This window comes from Kineococcus halophytocola (assembly GCF_041276425.1).
In the GTDB taxonomy this organism is placed as follows: Bacteria; Actinomycetota; Actinomycetes; order Actinomycetales; family Kineococcaceae; genus Kineococcus; species Kineococcus halophytocola.
In genome coordinates this window covers 97086-116279 of the sequence record NZ_JBGFTU010000004.1, presented here as the reverse complement: position 1 = coordinate 116279, position 19194 = coordinate 97086, and the positions used below count along the sequence as shown (strand labels likewise).

General features: G+C 76.5%; 18 protein-coding genes. 7 read left to right on the top strand and 11 right to left on the bottom strand.

Going from position 1 to position 19194, the window contains the following annotated elements; genetic code table 11:
- Positions 1–24: 24 nt before the first annotated feature.
- Entirely contained in the window at positions 25–420 is a 396-nt protein-coding gene (locus AB2L27_RS04630; protein WP_370440299.1) for an Rv2175c family DNA-binding protein, read from the bottom strand.
- A 255-nt stretch (positions 421–675) separates the two neighbouring features.
- Here AB2L27_RS04630 and AB2L27_RS04625 point away from each other — a divergent pair, with 255 nt between their 5' ends.
- Positions 676–1797, top strand: a complete 1122-nt coding sequence (locus AB2L27_RS04625) for a LysM peptidoglycan-binding domain-containing protein (RefSeq protein ID WP_370440298.1) — start codon at positions 676–678, stop codon at positions 1795–1797.
- Positions 1798–1842: 45 nt separating this feature from the next.
- Positions 1843–3720, top strand: a complete 1878-nt coding sequence (gene pknB, locus AB2L27_RS04620) for a Stk1 family PASTA domain-containing Ser/Thr kinase (protein WP_370440297.1) — start codon at positions 1843–1845, stop codon at positions 3718–3720.
- Between the two features lie 84 nt (positions 3721–3804).
- On the opposite strand, the gene AB2L27_RS04615 is transcribed toward pknB, so the two are convergent.
- Both AB2L27_RS04615 and AB2L27_RS04610 read right to left on the bottom strand, forming a co-directional pair.
- Positions 3805–5175, bottom strand: coding sequence for a class II 3-deoxy-7-phosphoheptulonate synthase (locus AB2L27_RS04615; RefSeq protein WP_370440409.1), 1371 nt, complete (start codon positions 5173–5175; stop codon positions 3805–3807).
- 120 nt (positions 5176–5295) lie between these two features.
- Positions 5296–6126 (bottom strand): lysophospholipid acyltransferase family protein, encoded by an 831-nt coding sequence (locus tag AB2L27_RS04610; RefSeq protein WP_370440296.1) that lies wholly within the window; start codon positions 6124–6126, stop codon positions 5296–5298.
- A 67-nt stretch (positions 6127–6193) separates the two neighbouring features.
- Here AB2L27_RS04610 and AB2L27_RS04605 point away from each other — a divergent pair, with 67 nt between their 5' ends.
- Positions 6194–6913, top strand: a complete 720-nt coding sequence (locus tag AB2L27_RS04605; protein WP_370440295.1) for a hypothetical protein — start codon at positions 6194–6196, stop codon at positions 6911–6913.
- Between the two features lie 3 nt (positions 6914–6916).
- Here AB2L27_RS04605 and AB2L27_RS04600 read toward each other — a convergent pair whose 3' ends face one another.
- The 4 genes from AB2L27_RS04600 to AB2L27_RS04585 form a co-directional block, all read right to left on the bottom strand.
- A complete protein-coding gene (locus AB2L27_RS04600) occupies positions 6917–7684 on the bottom strand; it encodes an endonuclease/exonuclease/phosphatase family protein (RefSeq protein ID WP_370440294.1) in 768 nt (255 codons plus the stop codon).
- Positions 7681–8766, bottom strand: coding sequence for an ROK family glucokinase (locus AB2L27_RS04595; RefSeq protein ID WP_370440293.1), 1086 nt, complete (start codon positions 8764–8766; stop codon positions 7681–7683). Before AB2L27_RS04595 ends, AB2L27_RS04600 begins: the two co-directional genes overlap by 4 nt.
- Before the next feature lie 37 nt (positions 8767–8803).
- Entirely contained in the window at positions 8804–9787 is a 984-nt protein-coding gene (locus tag AB2L27_RS04590) for an ROK family glucokinase (RefSeq protein WP_370440292.1), read from the bottom strand.
- A gap of 161 nt (positions 9788–9948) precedes the next feature.
- Positions 9949–10593: a hypothetical protein gene (locus AB2L27_RS04585; RefSeq protein ID WP_370440291.1), complete on the bottom strand. Its 645-nt coding sequence runs from the start codon at positions 10591–10593 to the stop codon at positions 9949–9951.
- Between the two features lie 301 nt (positions 10594–10894).
- Here AB2L27_RS04585 and AB2L27_RS04580 point away from each other — a divergent pair, with 301 nt between their 5' ends.
- Positions 10895–12643 carry an AMP-dependent synthetase/ligase gene (locus tag AB2L27_RS04580; protein WP_370440290.1) on the top strand — a complete coding sequence of 583 codons (1749 nt, stop codon included), beginning with the start codon at positions 10895–10897 and terminating at the stop codon, positions 12641–12643.
- Positions 12640–14031, top strand: a complete 1392-nt coding sequence (locus tag AB2L27_RS04575) for a hypothetical protein (RefSeq protein WP_370440289.1) — start codon at positions 12640–12642, stop codon at positions 14029–14031. Before AB2L27_RS04580 ends, AB2L27_RS04575 begins: the two co-directional genes overlap by 4 nt.
- Here AB2L27_RS04575 and AB2L27_RS04570 read toward each other — a convergent pair.
- Genes AB2L27_RS04570 through AB2L27_RS04560 form a run of 3 tightly spaced genes read right to left on the bottom strand, consistent with a single transcriptional unit; the run spans position 13934 to position 16525 of the window.
- Complete coding sequence (locus AB2L27_RS04570; RefSeq protein WP_370440288.1) at positions 13934–15115, bottom strand: glycosyltransferase family 4 protein; 1182 nt, start codon at positions 15113–15115, stop codon at positions 13934–13936. The two genes, AB2L27_RS04575 and AB2L27_RS04570, sit on opposite strands and share 98 nt — an antisense overlap.
- Positions 15112–16284 (bottom strand): hypothetical protein, encoded by a 1173-nt coding sequence (locus AB2L27_RS04565; protein ID WP_370440287.1) that lies wholly within the window; start codon positions 16282–16284, stop codon positions 15112–15114. The genes AB2L27_RS04570 and AB2L27_RS04565 overlap by 4 nt, the downstream gene beginning before the upstream one ends.
- A 7-nt stretch (positions 16285–16291) precedes the next feature.
- Positions 16292–16525: a hypothetical protein gene (locus AB2L27_RS04560; RefSeq protein ID WP_370440286.1), complete on the bottom strand. Its 234-nt coding sequence runs from the start codon at positions 16523–16525 to the stop codon at positions 16292–16294.
- A 424-nt stretch (positions 16526–16949) separates the two neighbouring features.
- On the opposite strand from AB2L27_RS04560, the gene AB2L27_RS04555 reads away from it, so the two are divergent.
- Together AB2L27_RS04555 and AB2L27_RS04550 are read left to right on the top strand one after the other, a co-directional pair.
- Positions 16950–17357, top strand: coding sequence for a hypothetical protein (locus AB2L27_RS04555; RefSeq protein WP_370440285.1), 408 nt, complete (start codon positions 16950–16952; stop codon positions 17355–17357).
- A 97-nt stretch (positions 17358–17454) separates the two neighbouring features.
- On the top strand, positions 17455–17685 hold the full coding sequence (locus AB2L27_RS04550; protein ID WP_370440284.1) for a hypothetical protein: 231 nt from the start codon (positions 17455–17457) through the stop codon (positions 17683–17685).
- Between the two features lie 64 nt (positions 17686–17749).
- Here AB2L27_RS04550 and AB2L27_RS04545 read toward each other — a convergent pair whose 3' ends face one another.
- Positions 17750–18472 (bottom strand): hypothetical protein, encoded by a 723-nt coding sequence (locus AB2L27_RS04545; protein ID WP_370440283.1) that lies wholly within the window; start codon positions 18470–18472, stop codon positions 17750–17752.
- Between the last annotated feature and the right edge of the window lie 722 nt (positions 18473–19194).

The window sequence follows — 19194 nt, the reverse complement described above, 5'->3', positions numbered from 1 at the left end:
GCGGGGGCCGGCGCCGAGGGGCCCTCAGAAGCTGAGGGCCTGGGCCCGCCGCCGGACCTCGGTCTTGCGGTTGGCCCGCAGGGCGTCCACGGGCGTGCCGGGCAGCGTGTCGTCGGGCGTGAACAGCCAGGCCAGCGCCTCCACGTCGGTGTACCCGGAGTCCCCCAGGACCGACAGGGTCCCCTTGAGGTGGTTCAGCGGCCCCTCGGTGGTGACGAACGCCGCCGGGACCTGGGCCACCGACCGCTCCCCGCGGCGGACGGCGACGAGTTCGCGCTCCTGCAGCCAGCGGCGCACGACGCGCTGGTCCTGGCCGGTCTGCGCGGCGATGTCGGGCACGGTCAGCCAGGCCGGGACGAGGGCGTCGAGCTCCTCGGTGCTCGTCTCCCGGGCGATCTCTGCTCTCAGCGGTGCAACCACCCCTCCAGTCTGCCGTGTCCCCGGCACCGGCACGAGCAGGCCACCACCGGGCCACCACCGGGCCACGGCGCAGGGGCCCACCCCGCGACTCGCCCGGTCACCTCCCGCACCCGGGCCCCCGCCTCGGACATCGTGGGACCTCGTGGGAGATGGTGGGAGATCGTGGGACGACACTCCCCCGGAGCGGGTCGGATAGGTTCGGACCGCCCCACCGGTGCACTTCCGCACCACCCGTCACGACCAGCGAGGGACGCCATGGCCGACGAGACCACTGACACCCCCACCCCGAGCTCGCGTCGCGGCCGGTGGCTGGCCGCCGCGCTCGTCGGGGCCGCCGCCCCCACCGCCCTCGTCCCGGCCGCCCACGCGGCCGCCGCGCCGGGTGAGACCGTGGTGACCGTCCAGGCCGGGGACACCGTCGGGGCCATCGCGGCCGCGCACGGCACCACCGTCGAGGCCGTCGTGGCGGCCAACGGCCTGGGCCAGGACGCCTTCGTCCTGGAGGGCCGGCAACTGCGCGTGCCGGGCCCGCAGAGCACGTCCGCGGGCGGCTCGTACACGGTGCAGGACGGGGACACCCTGTCCCACATCGCCCTGGCGCAGGGCACGACCGTGGGCGCGCTGCGCGAGGCCAACGGGCTCAGCGCCGGCGGCGTCATCCGCGCCGGCCAGGTCCTGACGCTGCCCGGCGCGGCGCCCTCCTCCGCGTCGTCGTCCGCGTCGTCGTCGGGCACGCCCTCGGGTGGCGGCACCCACACCGTGCGGGCCGGGGACACGCTGTCGCACATCGCCCAGGCCACCGGGACGAGCGTGGTGGACCTGGTGGCGCTCAACGGCCTGGACGAGACCGGCTTCATCGTCGAGGGCCAGACGCTGCGCACGGGCACCGCCGAGCGCGCGGCCCAGCCCGCCCGGCCGAGCACCCAGGCCCCCACCGTCTCCGACGCCGTCTCGGTCAACCGCGCCCGCATCCAGGCCAGCGACCAGCCGGGCAAGGCCGAGATGCGCGAGATCATCCGCTCCACGGCCGTGCGCCTGGGCGTGGACCCCTCCCTGGCCCTGGCGGTCGGGATGCAGGAGTCCGGCTTCCAGATGAAGGTCGTCTCGCACGCGAACGCCATCGGCGCCATGCAGGTCATCCCCACCTCCGGGGAGTGGGCCTCGAACCTGCTGGGTGAGCCGATCGACCTGTTCGACGCCCGCGACAACGCCAAGGCCGGCGTCGCGATCCTGCGCACGCTCGTGGCCAACAACCCGCCGGACGTGGCGATCGCGTCGTACTACCAGGGGCAGGCCTCGGTGCGCTCGCGCGGCATGTACGACGACACCCGGCGCTACGTGGCCAACGTCCAGACGCTGCAGGCCCGCTTCCGCTGAGTCGCTCGCCGGTTCGGGCGCGGAGTCGACCTAGACTCGCTGACCGTGGACGCCACCCTCTCCGACCCGCTCGTCGGACGACGCCTGGACGGGCGTTACCACGTCCTGGGGCGCGTCGGGCGCGGGGGCATGGGGGTGGTGTACCGGGCCGAGGACGAACGGCTCGACCGGGCGGTCGCGCTCAAGGTGCTGCGCGCCGACCTCGCTCACGACCCGGCCGCCCGCGCCCGGTTCGTCCGCGAGGCCAAGTCCGCCGCCCGGCTGACGCACCCGGGCATCGTCGCCGTCCTGGACCAGGGCGTGGACCACGAGGGCGGCACCGAGACGGCCTACCTCGTCATGGAGCTCATCGACGGGCGCACCCTGCGCGACGTCGTCCTCGACAAGGGCGCCCTCACCCCCGGTGAGGCCCTCGGCGTCACGGCCGACGTCCTGGACGCCCTCGCCGAGGCCCACCGCAAGGGCGTCCTGCACCGCGACGTCAAGACGGCCAACGTGCTCGTCGCCGACGACGGCCGGGTCAAGGTCGCCGACTTCGGCCTGGCCCGGGCCGCCTCGGCGGGCGGGCAGAGCACGACCGTCGGCATGGGCGACCTCATGGGCACCGCCGAGTACCTGGCGCCCGAGCAGCTCGAGGCCGGGGAACCGGACGCCCGCAGCGACGTCTACGGCGTGGGCGTCATGCTCTACGAGATGCTCACCGGGGCCCCGCCGTTCACCGGGGACAGCCCGTTCACGATCGCCTACAAGCACGTCCACGAACCGGTGCCGCCGCCGTCGGCGAAGGCGCCGGGCCTGCCGCGGGCGCTGGACGCCCTCGTGCTGGACGCCCTGGCCAAGGACCCCGGCGAACGCCCCGCCGACGCCGGGGAGATGCTCGAGCAGCTGCGCGCCGTGCGGTCCTCGCTGACCGCCGAGCAGCTCGCCGCCCGCGCCCCCCGGCCCGCGGCCCCGGCCGCGCCGGGCAGCACGACCCGGATCGGGGCCGTCGCGGCGGCCGGCGCGAAGGACGAGCCGGCCCGCACCCCCGAGGGCCACCGGTCCCGGCGCAGCCTGCTCGTGGGCCTGGTGCTGCTCGTCCTGGCCGTCGGCGCGGGCATCTCCTGGTACTTCCTGGCCGGGCCCGGCGCGTACACGACGACCCCCGCGGTGGCGGGCACCTCCCCGGAGCAGGCCCGGTCGGTCCTGCGGGAGGCCGGTCTCGACGTGGCCGAGGAGCAGGGGTTCAGCGACACCGTCCCCGCCGGGCTGGTCGCCGCCAGCGACCCGGGGGACGGCGAGCGCGTGCGCAAGGACGGCACCGTGACCATCGTCGTCAGCCGCGGGATCGAGCAGTTCCCCGTCCCCGACGTCGTGCGGGCCGCCCAGTCCGAGGCCGAGGACCGGCTCCGGCAGACCGGTCTGGCGGTCGGGGCCGTCAGCCAGGAGTACAGCGAGGACGTGCCCGAGGGGGCCGTCGTCCGCACCGACCCCGCCGTCGGGCAGGTCGTGGACCACGACACCCCCGTCGCGCTCGTGGTGTCCCGGGGCCGGGAACCCATCGAGGTCCCGGACGTCGCGGGCCAGCCGCAGGACGCTGCGCAGCAGGCCGTCACCGACCGCGGCCTGGCCGTCGGCGAGGTTGACCAGCAGGTCAGCGAGACGGTGCCGAAGGGGCAGGTCATCTCCCAGAGCCCCGCCGACGGGACCCTCTTCCGCGGCGACACGGTCGACCTCGTCGTGTCCTCCGGTCCCCCGCTCGTGCAGGTCCCCGACGTCCAGGGCAAGAACGTCGACGCGGTGACGCAGCAGCTGCAGGCCCTCGGCTTCCAGGTGGCCCGCGACAACGTCCTCGGCGGCGTCTTCGGCACCGTCCGCAGCAGCGACCCGGCCGCCGGGGAGCGCATCCCCAAGGGCTCGACGATCACCCTGACGGTGGTCTGAGCGACCGGACGCGCGAAGGGCCCGGGACCGCGAGGTCCCGGGCCCTCCGTCGTGCTGGAGGGTCGTGCTGGAGGGTCGCGCAGCTCAGCGCTGGGAGAGCATCTCCGCGGCCAGGAACGCCAGCTCCAGGGACTGCTGGTGGTTCAGCCGCGGGTCGCACAGCGACTCGTAGCGGGTCGCCAGCCCCGCGTCGTCGATGTCGAACGCCCCGCCGAGGCACTCGGTGACGTCGTCCCCGGTGAGCTCGACGTGCAGGCCGCCGGGCACGGTGCCCAGGGCGCGGTGCACCTCGAAGAACCCGCGCACCTCGTCCACGACGTCGTCGAAGCGGCGGGTCTTGTAGCCGCTGGTCGAGGTGATCGTGTTGCCGTGCATCGGGTCGCAGACCCAGGTGACCTGCGCGCCGGCGCGGGTGACGCCCTCGACGAGCGCGGGCAGCGCCTCGCGGATCGTGGAGGCACCCATGCGCGTGATGAACGTCAGCCGGCCCGGCTCGCGGTACGGGTCGACCTTCTCGACCAGGGCCAGGGCGTCCTCGACGGTGGTCTTGGGGCCCAGCTTGATGCCGACGGGGTTGCGGATGCGCGCGGCGAAGTCCACGTGCGCGCCGTCGAGCTGACGGGTGCGCTCCCCGATCCAGACCATGTGCGCCGAGACGTCGTAGGGGCCGCCCTGGCGCACGTCGGTGCCGGCGGGACCGGCCAGCGGCGGTTCCTCGTCCAGCGTGCGCGTCAGCGGCCGCTCGTAGTCCAGCAGCAGCGCCTCGTGGCTGGCGAAGAAGTCGACCGACTTGAGGGCGTCGAAGTCCGCGCCGCAGGCGATCATGAACTTCATCGCCTTGTCGATGTCGCGGGCCAGGGCCTCGTACTTCTGGTTGGCCGCCGTCGCCGCGAACCCGCGGTTCCACTCGTGGACCTTGCGCAGGTCGGCGTACCCACCGGTCGTGAAGGCGCGGATGAGGTTCAGCGTCGCCGAGGACGTGTGGTACGCCCGCAGCAGGCGCTGCGGGTCCGGGGTGCGCGCCTGCGGGGTGAACGCGTAGTCGTTGACGGCGTCCCCGCGGTAGGCGGGCAGGGTGACGCCGTCGCGGGTCTCGTCGTTGCTGGAGCGCGGCTTGGAGAACTGCCCGGCCATCCGGCCGACCTTGACCACGGGCAGCGAGGCGCCGTAGGTCAGGACGGCGGACATCTGCAGCATCGTCTTCAGCCGGCGGCGGATGCCGTCGGCCGTCGCGCCGGCGAACGTCTCGGCGCAGTCCCCGCCCTGGAGCAGGAACGCCTCACCGCGGGCCGCCTTCGCCAGCTGCGAGCGCAGCTGGTCGGCCTCCCCGGCGAACACGAGCGGGGGATACGACGCGAGCTCGGCCTGCACCTCGGCCAGCGCGGCGGCGTCCGGCCACTGCGGCTGCTGGGCGGCGGGCAGGTCCGGCCAGCTGGTGCTGGACGGACCCGCGATCGTGCTCGGATCGGTCGTCGCGGTCGCGGGTGTGCTCACGCGGGCCAGTGTCGCACTCCGGCACCCCCGGGGTCGCCGCAGTTCAGCACCGGGTCCCGGCCCTGTCCGTTCACCGCCGGGTCACCTCCGCGCCGGGCTCCCGCCGGCCCCCTCCGGCCCCCGGTCCTCGGCGTGCGGCGGCGGTCCCGCCGGGGCCGCGCGCCCACCCGGTCCGCCCGAGGAACCGGTCGTGGGCTCGGGGACCCCGGTGCTCCGCGACAGCTCCGCGCGCAGGCGGCTGCGCTCGGCGTAGACGTCGACGTACTCCTGGTGCGACAACGCCTGGATCGCCGCCATGACCTCGTCGGTCACCGACCGGACGACGAGCTGGTCCTCGGCGCGGCCGGCGTAGCGGGAGAAGTCCAGCGGCTCGCCGATGACGACGCCGACCCGGCGCACCTTGGGCAGCAGCCGCCCCGTCGGCAGCAGGTCCTCGGTGCCGACCATCGCCACGGGCAGCACGGGCGCCCCCGAGGCCAGCGCGATGCGGGCGACCCCGGTGCGGCCGCGGTACAGCCGCCCGTCGGGTGAGCGGGTGCCCTCGGGGTAGATGCCGAACAGCTCCCCGGCGCGCAGGACCGACACGGCGCTGTCGATCGCGGCCGAGGACGCCCGGCCCCCGGAGCGGTCCACCGGCAACTGCCCGATGCCGTGCATGAGCCCGGCGGTCAGGCGCCCCTTGACCCCGCTGCCGCGGAACAGGTCGGCCTTGGCGATGAAGGTGACCCGGCGGCGCACCACCGTCGGCAGCAGCACGGTGTCCGCCGCGGACAGGTGGTTGCTGGCCATGATGGCCGGACCCGAAGCGGGGACGTGCTCCAGCCCGCGCACCCAGGGCCGGAACACGGCGGTGACCAGCGGCTCGGCGACGAGGAGCTTGATCGGCCAGTACAGGACCGGGAACCGGGGCACCTCCGGCACGCTACCGGGACCGGTGTCGACCTCGACCGGTCCCGCCCCGGCGTGACACGATGAACGGGTGTCCCGCACCCCGGACGACGGATCCGGCCCCCTCGACGTCGACGCGGCGTTCGCCGAGATCGTCGCGCGCTGGGGGGACGAGGCGGCGGCCCCGGAACGGGGCACCCGGGACGCGCGGGACCAGGGTGCGGCCGAGGCCGAGGCGACCGACGACACCGGGTCCGGCGGCACCGGGACCGACGCCGATGCCGATGCCGATGCTGATGCCGATGCTGATGCCGATGCCGATGCCGATGCCGCCGACGGTGAGCCGGACGACGCGCGCGACGAGGAGCAGGACGGCGATCCCGACGGGGACCGTGGCCCCCGGCACCGCGCCGCCCCCGGGGAGAGCGGCGAGACCCCGGAGGAGCGCACGCGGCTCGTGCGGCCCGCGGCCCCGCTGCCGCCGCCCCCGACGGAGCAGGTCCCGGACCCGGAGTGGTTCGCCGCGCCCCGTCAGCGCGACGAGGAGCCGCCCGAGCTGCGGGCGCTGGCCGAGGACCGCTTCGTCCCGGCCGACCCCTCCCCGCTGCCGCGCGACGTCGTCGGCTGGGCGGCCTGGATCGCGGTGGTCGGCGCCCCCCTGTTCCTCCTCGTCGTCGCCCTGGGCTGGAACGACGTACCCCAGCTCATGACGGCCATCACCGCGGCCGTCTTCGTCGCGGGCTTCGCCACGCTCGTGGTCCGGCTGCCGGGCCACCGGGACGACGACGACGACGACGGTGCCGTGGTCTGAGCCTCAGCGGGGCCCGGCCGGCACGAGCAGGTCGGCGACGACGGGCAGGTGGTCGCTGGCCCCGGGGTGAGCGGCGGGGGTGTCGACCCGCACGACCGAGAGGCGGCGGTCGGTCAGCAGCACGTCGAGCCGCCGGCGCGGCGCCCGGGCGGGGAACGTCGGCGCCGCGGACCCGTCGGCCTCGGCCGCGTCGAGCAGGACCGTGGCCAGCCGCCGGTGCACCGGACCGCCCGGTTCCTCGTTGAGGTCGCCGGCCAGCACGGTGGGGGCACCGCGCCAGGGACCCACGGCCCCGGGGACGGCCGCGCCCGGCAGGAGCAGGTCCAGGTGCTCGGACCGCTCCTGCGGCGTCAGCCCCAGGTGCACGCTGCGGACGAGGACCGGCACCGACCAGCCCGGTCCCAGCGGGACCCGCACGACGACCTCGGCGGTGCCGCGCCGCCGCACCGGCCGCCACCCCCGCCGGCGCGGGGTCGGCAGCGCCCGCACCCCCGCGGCGCGCACGTCCACCCGCGCGGCGGTCAGCACCGCGGTCCCCGCACCGGCCGGGCCGGCCGCGGTCACCCACGACCCGGTGTCGGCGGCGAGGACCCCCAGCCGGTGCCGGGCCAGGACGTGCGTGGGCACCTCCTGCAGGCACACGACGTCGGCGGCCAGCTCGCGCAGCACCTCCCGGACGGCGAGGGTGTCGTCCAGCAGCTCCCGGACGTTGAACGTGGCGACCCGCAGCCCGGCCACCGCCCGGGCCCCGGCCGGCGCGGTGGTGCTCACCCCCAGCCGCGGGACAGGTCCGCGGCCCCCACGAGACCGGCGGCCGGGCCCAGGCTGGCCCGCGCGATGGTCAGCTCGGGCCGGAACCCGCGACCGGTGAGCGTGCGGCGGTAGGCCTCCCGGCACGGGCCGAGCAGCAGCTCGTCGGCGTCGGAGACCCCACCGCCGATGACGACGGTGCCCGGGTCGAGCGCGGCGGCCAGGTTCGCCACGCCGATGCCCAGCCAGCGGCCCACGTCCTCGAACAGCTCGACCGCGGCCGGGTCCCCGGCGCGGGCGGCGTCGGTGACCATCGGTCCGCTGATGGCCTCGGGGTTGCCCCCGGCGAGGTCGAGCAGGTGGTGGGCCACGGGCGAGTTCGACCGGGCCAGCTCCCGCGCCTCGCGCACCAGGGCGTTGCCCGAGGCGTACTGCTCCCAGCACCCCCGGTTGCCGCACTCGCAGCGGTGCCCGCCGGGGACGACGATCATGTGCCCGAACTCGCCGGCGATGCCGTAGCGGCCGCGCACGACCCGGCCCTGGGTGACGATGCCGCCGCCGATGCCGGTGCCCATCGTCACGCAGACGAGCCGGGACTCCCCGCGGCCGGCGCCGAAGCGGTACTCGGCCCACGCGGCGGCGTTCGCGTCGTTCTCCACGACCGTGCGCCGCCCCACGCGCCGGCCCAGCCGGGTGCGGACGCGGCGTTCGACGGCCTCGCGCAGCGGCTCGTTGCGCCAGGCCAGGTGCGGGGCGAACAGGACGGTGGCGCGCTCGGCGTCGACGAACCCGGCGGCGCCGATGCCGACCGAGACGATGTCGTGGTGGGCGGCGAGCTCCTCGACGACCTCGGCGATGGTGTCCTCGACCCCCTGCGGGCTGGTCGTGGGGGTCTCCCGGCGCAGTTGCGCGACGACGCGCCCCTCCCCGTCGACCACGCCGGCGGCGACCTTCGTGCCGCCGATGTCCACCCCCACCGCCGGGCCGTCCCCGATGAAGACCCGGCGCGTCTGCTGCCGCAACCGCTGCTGCAGCGCCACCCGGCGGGGGTCGGGGGCGCGGCGGCGGCGGCGCGGGGTGCGGGGTTCGCGAGGAACGGCCATGCGGTCTCCCGGAGCGGGGGTCGTGGAGTGGACCGGGTCAGACGCGGGCGAGGTCGGCGGCGCCGATGATGCCGGCGTCGTTGCCCTTCGTCGCGGTGCGCAGCGGCGGCGGCCGGCGGTGGGTCCGGCCCGAGAGGTTCTCGGCCAGGCTGGTCCGCGCCGGGCCCAGCAGCAGGTCGCCGGCGCTGGAGACCCCGCCGCCGATGACGACGACCTCCGGGTCGAGCATCGCGACGAAGCTGGCGACGGCCTCGCCCAACCAGCGGCCCACGTCGGCGAGCAGCCGCGCGCAGCCGGGGTCCCCGTCCTGCGCCAGCCGCGTCACGACCGGGCCGCTCACGGCCTCCGGGTCCCCCCCGACGGCCGCCAGCAGCGGCGCACCGTCGGGGTCCCCCGAGCGCAGCAGGTCCCGGGCGTCGCGCACGAGGGCGTTGCCCGCGACGTACTGCTCCCAGCAGCCGGAGTTCCCGCAGCCGCAGGCCCGGCCCCCGGGGACGGCGCGGACGTGGCCCAGCTCGGCGGCGGCCCCGTTGGCCCCGCGCTGCAGGACCCCGCCGGTGACGATCCCGCCGCCGAGGCCGGTGCCCAGGGTCAGCATGACGAGGTCGTCGACGGCGTTGCCGTGCTCGTCCAGGCCGCCGCCGAAGCGGTACTCGGCCCAGGCCGCGGCGTTGGCGTCGTTCTCCACGACCACGGGCGCGTCGACGCGGGCCTCGAGGTGGTCGGCCAGCGGTTCGTCGCGCCAGGCCAGGTTGGGGGCGAAGACGACCTGCCGGCGGGCGGCGTCGACGAACCCGGCGGCCGCGACGCCCACCGGGCCGAAGACGTGGGTCGTGCGCAGCTCGGCGACCGCGTCGGCGACCGCGTCGGCGATGGCCGAGGGGTGCGAGGCGGGGGTCTCCCGGCGGGTCTGGACGAGGATCTCGCCGCGGTGGTCGACGACCCCGGCCGCGATCTTGGTGCCGCCGATGTCGACGCCCACAGCGTTGGGAACGGGGTTCTGGGGTGCCAGCTCGACCATGCCGGTGCGGTTCTCCCTGCGACGTCGGCCCCGCGGCGCAGGGCGGCCCCACGGACGCGGAGCCCGCCCGAGGTTACCGGGTCCGGCCCGGTGGGCCCTCGCCCGGTCGTCCCCCCGGTCGTCCCCCCGGTCGTCTCCCCCGGTCGTCTCCCCCGGTCGTGTCAGCCCACGACCGCGCCCAGCACCGCCATCGCGCCCAGCAGCAGCGCCGTGAGGCCGGCCGCGCCCCCGGCCGCGACGAGCACCTTGGCGCGACGGCTGCCCAGGCCGCGCACCCCGGCCCCGCCCTCGCGGGACAGGGCGCCCAGCATCCGGTCGGCCTCGGCCTCGTCGAACGCGGGGCGTTCGGGGGCCCCGAGGTCGAGGGCCAGCTGGCCGTCGGCGTCCTCCACCACCCGGGCGGCCGCCGGGGCCGGGGCGGGGGCCGGGTGCGGCGCGGGGCCGGGCGAGGGAACGGGCGTGGGGACGGGCAGCAGCGAGGTGTGGCACAGCGAGCACCACGCCTCCTCCGGACGGGTGCGCGAACCGCAGGAGGGGCACCGCGACGGTGCCACCGCGGCGGGGGCGGGCTCGACGGCGGGCTCGACGGCGGGCTCGGCGGCGGGCTCGACGGCGGGCTCGGCGGCGGGCACCGGCAGCCGGCTCACCGGCGGGCCGACCTCGACGCCCCCGAACGCCGCCGACGTCGTGGTGACGGGTCGGGGACCGCGCCGGGGGGCCCAGCCGAGGTCGGTGTCCTCCCCGGTGGCGGGGTGCAGCGCGTCGAGGAACGAGGTGGGCTGCGGCGCGCGGGAGTCCTGGCTCACACCTGCCCGCATCGGCAGCCCGGGCCCGGTCCTTGAGCCGTCCCGGACCGGCGCGGGAACCCCGGGCGCGGGTGCGCGTTGAGCCGGACGTGGGACTGCGTGGCGTGCCGGGGGCGCCGGGCGCGTCCGCGGGTAGGGTCGCTGGCACCCCGCCCGGGCCCGTTCCCGGCGCACCACGCACGACCCACGCAGGACCCACGCACGAACCACGTCCTCGCAGAGCGGCGGGGCCGACCCGGGAGGAACCACCGTGCCGAGCAGCAGCGAGCCCCCGCTCGTCCCTCCTGCCACGACAGGGAACATGACCGACTGCGTCGCGCAGACGGCGCGCGAGGACCCGGGCCACGTCTCGGCCAGCCGCAAGCAGGCCGACGGCAGCTGGCGCGACGTCACGGCCGTCGAGTTCCTCGCCGACGTCACAGCCGTGGCCAAGGGACTGCTCGCCGCGGGGGTCGCGCCCGGCGACCGGGTCGGGATCATGGCGCGCACGAGCTACGAGTGGACGCTGGTCGACGTCGCGGGCTGGTTCGCGGGCGCGGTCACCGTCCCGGTCTACGAGACGAGCTCCCCCGAGCAGGTCGAGTGGATCCTGTCCGACTCCGGGGCCGTGGCGTGCTTCGCCGAGACCGGGGCGAACGCGGCCCGGATCGCCGCCGTGCGCGACCGGCTGCCCGGGCTGCGCGACGTCTGGACGCTGGAGTCCGGCGGGCTGGAGGAGCTGCGGGCCGCCGGCCGGGAGGTGCCCGACGCCGACGTCGACCGCGCCCGCGCCGTGGCCGGGCCGGGCGACCCCCTGACCGTCATCTACACCTCCGGCACGACCGGCCGCCCCAAGGGCTGCGTGCTGACCCACGGCAACTTCCTGGACCTGGCGCGCAACGCCGAGGCCGCCATCCCCGAGGTCCTGCGCCGCCCCGACGCCGCGACCCTGCTGTTCATCCCGCTGGCCCACGTCTTCGCCCGGTTCATCCAGGCGCTGTGCCTGGTCTGCCGCATCCGCGTCGGGCACACCGCCGACGCCAAGGACCTGCTCACCGACCTGGGCGGCTTCCGCCCGACCTTCATCCTCGCGGTGCCGCGCGTCTTCCAGAAGGTCTACAACGGCGCCGAGCAGAAGGCCGCGGCCGGCGGGAAGCTGCGCGCGCGCATCTTCGAGCAGGCGGCGGCGACGGCCGACGCGTGGTCGCGCTCCCTGGACACCGGCGGGCCCTCCCCCGCCCTGCGGCTGCGGCACCTGCTGTTCGACCGGCTCGTCTACGCCAAGCTGCGGACGCTGATGGGCGGTCGCGTGGAGTACGCCGTCTCCGGCGGCGCGCCGATGGGCGAGCACCTGGCGCACTTCTTCCGCGGGGCCGGGCTCGTCGTGCTGGAGGGCTACGGGCTGACCGAGACGACGGCCCCCCTGGCCGTCAACCGCCCCTCGCGGTTGAAGATCGGCACCGTCGGGCCGCCGCTGCCGGGCACCGACCTGCGGATCGCGGCGGACGGGGAGATCGAGGCCCGCGGGGTCGGGGTGTTCACCGAGTACCGCGGCCGCCCGGAGGAGACCCGCGACGCCTTCGACGACGGCTGGTTCCGCACCGGTGACCTCGGCTCCATCGACGACGACGGCGCGCTGCGCATCACCGGGCGCAAGAAGGAGATCATCGTCACCGCCAACGGCAAGAACGTGGTGCCGGCGGCGCTGGAGGACCGGTTGCGCGCGCACCCGCTCATCTCCCAGGCCGTCGTCGTGGGCGACCAGCGGCACTACGTCGGCTGCCTGCTGACCCTGGACGAGGAGGCCCTGCCCTCCTGGGGCGCCAACCACGGCACGCCGGGGCTGACGCTGGAGTCGGCCCGGTCCGACGCCGACGTCCTCGCCGCGCTGCAGGCCGCCGTCGACAAGGCCAACGAGTCGGTGAGCCGGGCGGAGTCCATCCGGAGGTTCCGCGTGCTGGCCGAGGACTTCACCGTGGAGAACGGGTACCTGACGCCGTCGATGAAGGTGAAGCGCCACGAGGTCCTGCACGAGCTCGCGGTCGAGGTCGAGGCGCTCTACAGCTCGTGAGGTCGCGCGAGACGGCCGCCCTGGCCGCGTGGACGGCGCTGCTGGCCCTGGCCACCCACAGCGTCGTGCGCTACCGGTGGTGGATCGTCGCCGGGTACGTCGCCGTCGCGGTCGTCGTCGTCGCGCTCGCGTGGACGGCCCGCGAGGGCACCGGCGGGGACCCCGGCCGGCCGGAATCCCGGACGGGCAGCTGGGTGCCGTCGGCGGTGCTGGCGGTCGTGGGGCTGGTGCACCTGACGCTGACGCCGTTCTCCTACCTCGACACCCGGGCCCTCTCGGGCGTGCAGCTCACCCTGGGGGTGGCCTCGGTCGCCGCCGCCGGGCTGCTGCTGCCGGGCCGGGGCGCCTCCCACGCCCTGGCGGGGGCGCTCGCGCTCGTCGGGGCGGTGGCGAGCGGGGCGCTGGTCATCGTGGGCGACCCGGCCCCGCGCATCGACGTGTGGGTGATCCTGCAGCAGGCCGCCGACGCGACGGGCCGCGGCGAGTCGGTCTACGGCCGGCAGTGGGTGGGTTCGCCCGGCATCTCCGACGCCTTCGCCTACCTGCCGTGGACGACCGTGCTCTCGGCGCCGGGACGCTGGATCGCCGGGGACGTGCGCTGGGCGATGCTCGTGCTCGTCGTGGTCAGCGCGCTCGCCGTGGCGGCGGTGGGGCGCTGGCGCCGGGGCGCGGTGGCCGCCGCGGCGCTGCTGCTGCTGGCCCCGGGGTCGAGCACGCTCATCGAGCAGGCGTGGACCGAGCCGACGGTGCTCGTGGGCCTGGCGCTGTGGGCGTGGCTGGTCCGGGCCGACCGGGCCTGGTGGGCGGTGGTGCCGCTCGCCGTCGCGCTGGCCGGCAAGCAGCACGTCGTCGCCCTGCTGCCGCTGCTGGCGGTCTGGCCCCGGTTCGGCTGGCGGCGCGCCCTGGCCGCGACGGGTGGGGCGGGGCTGCTGATGGCCCCGTGGATCGTCGCCGACCTGCCGGTGTTCTGGCACGACACCGTCCGCACGATGCTCGGGCTGCCGCCGCTGCGCTTCGCCGACACCCTCTACACCCTCGTGCTGAACGAGACGGGGGTGCGGCTGCCGCTGCCCGTCGTCGGCCTGGTCGTGCTCGGCGTCCTCGGGGCGGCCGTGGTGACCCTGCACCGGCACCCGGTGGGCCTCGCGGGGCTGCTCACGTGGTGCGCCGCCGTCCTGCTCGCCGCCAACCTCGTCAACAAGCAGGCCTTCTACAACCAGTTCTGGCTGGTGGGGGCGCTGCTGCTGCTCGCCGCGGCCGCCGCGGCCGGTGAGGCGGGACGGTCCGGGTTCAGCGGGAGGGTCCCGCGGGGTCGGCCGGGACGTCGGTCCCGGCCAGCAGGGCCGCCAGCCGCCGCGTCTGCTCCTCCCAGCTCCAGCGCCGGCTGACCCACTCCCGCCCGGCGGCGCCGAAGGCCGCCGACCGGGCCGGGTCGGTGAGGAACCCGGCGACCTCCCGGGCCACCGCGGACACGTCGCGGCCGTCGACGACGACGCCGTTGACCCCCGCCAGGACCGCGTCGGGCGCCCCGCCGGAGTCGCCGGCCACCACGGGCAGCCCGCAGGCGGCCGCCTCCAGGTAGCAGATGCCCAGCGCCTCCGGCTCCAGCCCGCCCAGGCGGGTGCGGGTGGGCATGCAGAAGACGTCCCCGGCCGCGTAGAACGCCGGGGCCCGCTCCCACGGGACCGCCCCGGTGAGGACGACGTGCTCACCGACGCCCTCGCGCTCGGCCAGCCGCTGGACCGCGGCCCGGTGCGGGCCGTCCCCGACCACGAGCAGGGCCGCGTCCGGCACCCGGCGGCGCAGCGCGGGCAGGGCCCGCACGAGCACGTCCTGCCCCTTGCGCGCGACGAGGCGGGACACGCAGACGACGACGGGCCGCTCGCCCAGGCCGTACCGGTCCCGCACCTCGCGCCGCGCGGCGGGATCGGGCCGGAACACCCCCGTGTCGACGCCGGGGGTGAGCCGGCGCATCCGCGACCGGGCGGCCGGGGTCAGGGGCCGCTGCACCTGGGCGCGGCACCAGTCCCCCAGGTAGGTGACGGTGTCGTTGCCCTCGCCGATCCGGCGCAGCGCGGCTCGGGAGCCCGGCAGGCTCGACCACCACACCTCGTGCCCGTGGGTCGTGGCCACCGTCCGCCGCACCCCCGCCGCGCGCAGGGCGGGGGCCATGAGCCCCAGCGGTGCCGCCGCCCCGAACCAGGCCCGGTCGGCGCCGTGCTCGCGGGCCGTGGCCTGCACGCGCCGCACGATCCCCGGGGTGGGGACCAGGAGCGGGGACGGGTCGCGCACCACCGTGATCCCCGCGCCCGCTAGCGCCGCGTCGGTCGCCGCGTCCCCGCGCTGGCGGGCCGTGTGCACCACGACGGGCCCCGACCCCAGGTCCGGCAGCCGGCGCACGACGGCGTGGACGAACGACTCGATCCCGCCCGTGCGGGGCGGGAAGTCGTTGGTGACGACGAGGGTGCTCACGGCACCCACCCCACCAGGTCGGACGCGACGTCGCGGCGCCAGGTGGCGACGACGTCGGCGAGGGGGCGCCCGAGCCGGGCGGCGCAGGCCGCCTCCGGCGGGGTCCCCGTCCAGACGTCGCGCACGAGGGCGGTGACGGCGGGGGTCCCGGCCACGCGCGCCGCTGAGGTCACGAGCGTCCACGCGGCGGCGTAGGCGACCTGGACCCGGCCGGCGTCCGGCGCCGTGAAGTCCGCGTCGGCCGGGACCTGCGGTTCGCCGGGGGCGGCGAGCAGCGCGGCGGCCAGGGCGCCGGCCGGGACGTCCCGCCCGCGCCGGGCGACGTGGTCGGCGTAGCCCTCGGTGAGCCAGCGCGGGACGTCGGCCCCGTCCGGGCGGGGCGTGGCGCGGGTCGCGACGTGCACGAGCTCGTGGGTGAGCACCACGGCGCGACCCACCGGGCTCAGGGCCGCGAACCGCTCCCCGGACAGCACGACCCGGACCCCGGCCGGGCGCCCGTCGGGCAGGTCGGCGTCGAGCCCGACGGCGACGGCGTCGAGGTCGGTGCCGGTCCCGGCCAGCCGGGCGACGTCGACCGCGCGGGGCACGACGACGACGGCCGTGCCGCGGGGCCAGTCGGTGCCCCACGCGCCGTCGACGCGGGCGGTGGCGTCGGCCAGGCCCGCCGCGACCTCCCGGCCGACCGCGCTCGGTCCCCCCACGTGCAGGACGACGCCGCCGCCGACCCGCTGGGCCGTGACGGGTGCGTCCAGGTCCCAGGGCTGCGGGTCGTCCGCCGCGAGGTGCAGGGCCCCGTCCCAGCGCACGCGGACGCCGGACGCGACGGCCCGCCCCTCCCCCGCGACGCGCACGCGCAGCAGTCCCCCGGCTTCCCCGGCAGCGGCCGGGACGCCCCCGACGGCCCAGTCGTCGAGACCGGCGGCCAGAGCGGTGGCGTCGCGGCGCCGCTGGGCGGCCCGGTCGGGCGCGGCCAGGTCCGCCACGGCGGCGTCGAGGTCACCGTCGAGGAGCGCGCGGCGGCGGCCGGCCAGGGCCTGCGCGAGCGGGTCGGGGTCGTCGGCGGCCGGAGCGGTGGGGCCGCACGCCGCGAGCGTCAGGGGCGCCAGGACGGGTGCGAGGACGGGGGCGAGGACGAGGGAGCGCCGGGGGAACGAGGGACCGGCGCGCACGGTGCCATCATCCCGCCTGCCGGTCCCCCGGGCGCTCCGTCGGCAGGCCGACGACCCGGGCCACCGGGGGTGCGGTGCGCAGGCGCAGCGGGGGGACCAGACCGGAGGCCGCGAGCACCTCCACCGCGCCCACCTCCTCGGCGTCGAGCGCGCGCACCTGCGGGGGGCCCAGCAGGACGGAGACGACGCACTCGGAGCAGGCCAGCGGACGGGCCGTGCAGCTGTCGCAGTCGATGAGCACCGGGGACCTCCAGCTCGTCAGGACCGGCCACCGCGACCGGTGCTGCGCACTGAACCATCCACCTCCGACACGAGGGTCGAACAGGGGTTCGACGCCCGGACGCCCACCTCGGCGGCGTGCCCGTCACGTCCCAGGACCTCGGTGATGGTTCTGCACCAGGACACCGGTGACGCTCCCAGCCTTCGTGGTGGTGGCACTTCCCGGCCCACCGGCCCCACCTGCTGACTCGGCCGGCCACCGCGCCGCGCGCCGACTCCACCCCTCGCCTGGGCGAGGTGATCGGCGGTGAGCACAAGCCGTCCGAGGGCAGGACCGTCACGCAGCGAGGAAGCCACCGCCGCGCCAGAGGGCCCTGCGGGCACGGGCGCAGGAGAACGGTGGCGTCAGGAAGCGTCACTCCTGCGGTCGAGCCCTGGGAGGTCGTGTGCCGCCCGAACGACTCCCGCACGGATGCACCAACGCCACCACCAGCACCGGCAGCGCGGTCACCGAGCGCTACCTGGGACCAGACACCCCCAGCCGCCAGCACGCCGAGGTCACCGCCTTGCGCCACCTGGCAGGCCTCCTGCCCGCACCTGCTCTGCTGCACGACCAGAAAGGCCGGATCAGCATCGAGCACGTCGCCGGCCGCACCGGCCAGGAACTGATCGAACAGGCCCCCGACGCCGTGCTGCACAGCACCGGTCAGGTGGCGGCCCAGCTGCAGCAGATCGACGTGAACGCCACGGGCCTGTGGCCCGCGCTGGGTTCGGCGTCGAGTTCGGCGTCGAGTTCGGCGTCGAGTTCCACACCAGCCGGGGCCGTGCTGGTGCACGGTGACTTCGGCCCGTAGAACGTCCTGCTGGACCTGGACAGCTTCGCGGTGACGGCCGTGGTGGACTTCGAGTTCCACCCACCTGGGGAACGGGTCCCTGGAGACGGTCGCCGACGTGGCGTGGGCGGAGTGGATCGTGCGGATGCACCACCCGCACCTGCTGTCGGCGTTGCCCAGCCTCTTCGCCGGCTACGGCCGCCATCCGCCCTGGATCCAGCGCCACACCGCGATGATCGCCAAGTGCCGGTGGGCGGTGGAGTTCGCCGCTCACCGGCCCCCGGCCGGCGATGCGGCCACGACGCTGTGGCAGCAACGCCTGGCAATCACTCGGTCCTTCCAGCCGTGAGCATCGAACCCGCGTGAGCCGATCGCTGCCTGGCACGTCCCGCGCTGAACCTGAGCGACAGGCGTCACCGAGCCGCTTTCCCCGGGCGGAGTCCCACAGAAGCCGCGACCCCGGCTCCCACACCGGCGACCACCCCGGTCAGCGGCCAGCGACGCGCACCGCGCACCGCGACACCCACCAACCCCCACGCCAGCGCCGCGGCGCAACCGCCCGCCCGCGGCAGGCGTGCACCACTCAGCGCCGCCGCCGCAGTTCCCGCCAGCACCAGGGCACCGGCCGCATCGACTCCCCTGCGCCGGACCCGCGCCCCACTGGCGATCAGCACCTCCGTGGTGGCCGCTGTGGTGGCCAGCGTCAACCACCCCGCCAGCAGGCCGACCGGCACCTGCACCACCCAGCGAGCCCGCACCGAGTCCTCCGCCGCGCTGCGCGGCTGCGCTCGTCCCAGCGCGATCACCGCCGCCGTTGTGGTCGCGGCGATGACCGGCAACTGCAACCACGGTGGATCCTGCCCGCGCACCCACACCCCCGACAGCCCCACTGCGGCAGCCACCGGCCACCCGGTGCGTTGCAGCAACGCATCGGTGCGACGCGTCGCCCGCGCCTGGTCGACCGCGTACGCCACCACCCCGGCGTAGATCGGGACCCAGATCCCGAAGGCGTAGTCAGCCGGCACCACCGGGCTCGCACTGCCCGCCGCGTCGCCGTAGTCACCGGTGGCGCCGCTGAGGATTCCCCCGGTGACGGCCAACAGCACCGCGCCCTGCCGCAGGACATCCCCGTCCATCCCACTCCTCCCACGAGGTCCACGTCGAGCGCCCGTGGGGGCCACCGACCGGAGCACCATGGAGCCACACCGACCCAGGACCTGTCACCGACTGGACTGTGGCCCCAGAACCCCAGCCCCGTGGACGAGCCCTGATCGTCCGCACGTACCACCTCTCAGCGCGGCGGTGACCTGACCCGAACGCGCGACGGCCGCCGGGCTGAACAGCCCGGCGGCCGTCGACGTGTGGTGATCGATCCGGCAGTCGCCTCTCAGCGAAAGGCCGCTGACGGCGGCTGAAGGTGGGGCCCGGGGACGTGCAGCGGATCGACCACCCTCTACGAGCCGAAGACGGGCAGCAGCATCCTCAGCGTCACCGTGCTCCAGCGCTGCCACAGACGCCTGGTCGTCCCGCCCTCCGGGCCACGTCGTGGTCATCCCGCCGACCAGCACGGCGCCGACCGCCCGCACCTGCCGATGCCCGGAGACCACCGACCTCCCCGCCACCCTGACGAGGTCGCCCGTCGGGGCCACGACCGGTCGCCGCGGCGGTCGTCAGGGTCGTCGCTCTGGGCTCCACGGGCTCGGGCGCGCACCGGGCGTCACCGGGTGTCGGCGTGGCGGTCGGCGCGTGCGGGCCGTCGACGTCGAGGTCCCGCGCCGACCGGGACGACGTCGGACGTCGGAACCCGCGCCGGCCCCCTCGGTCCTGGCGCCACCGGCGTGGTCACGCCGCGGCGGGT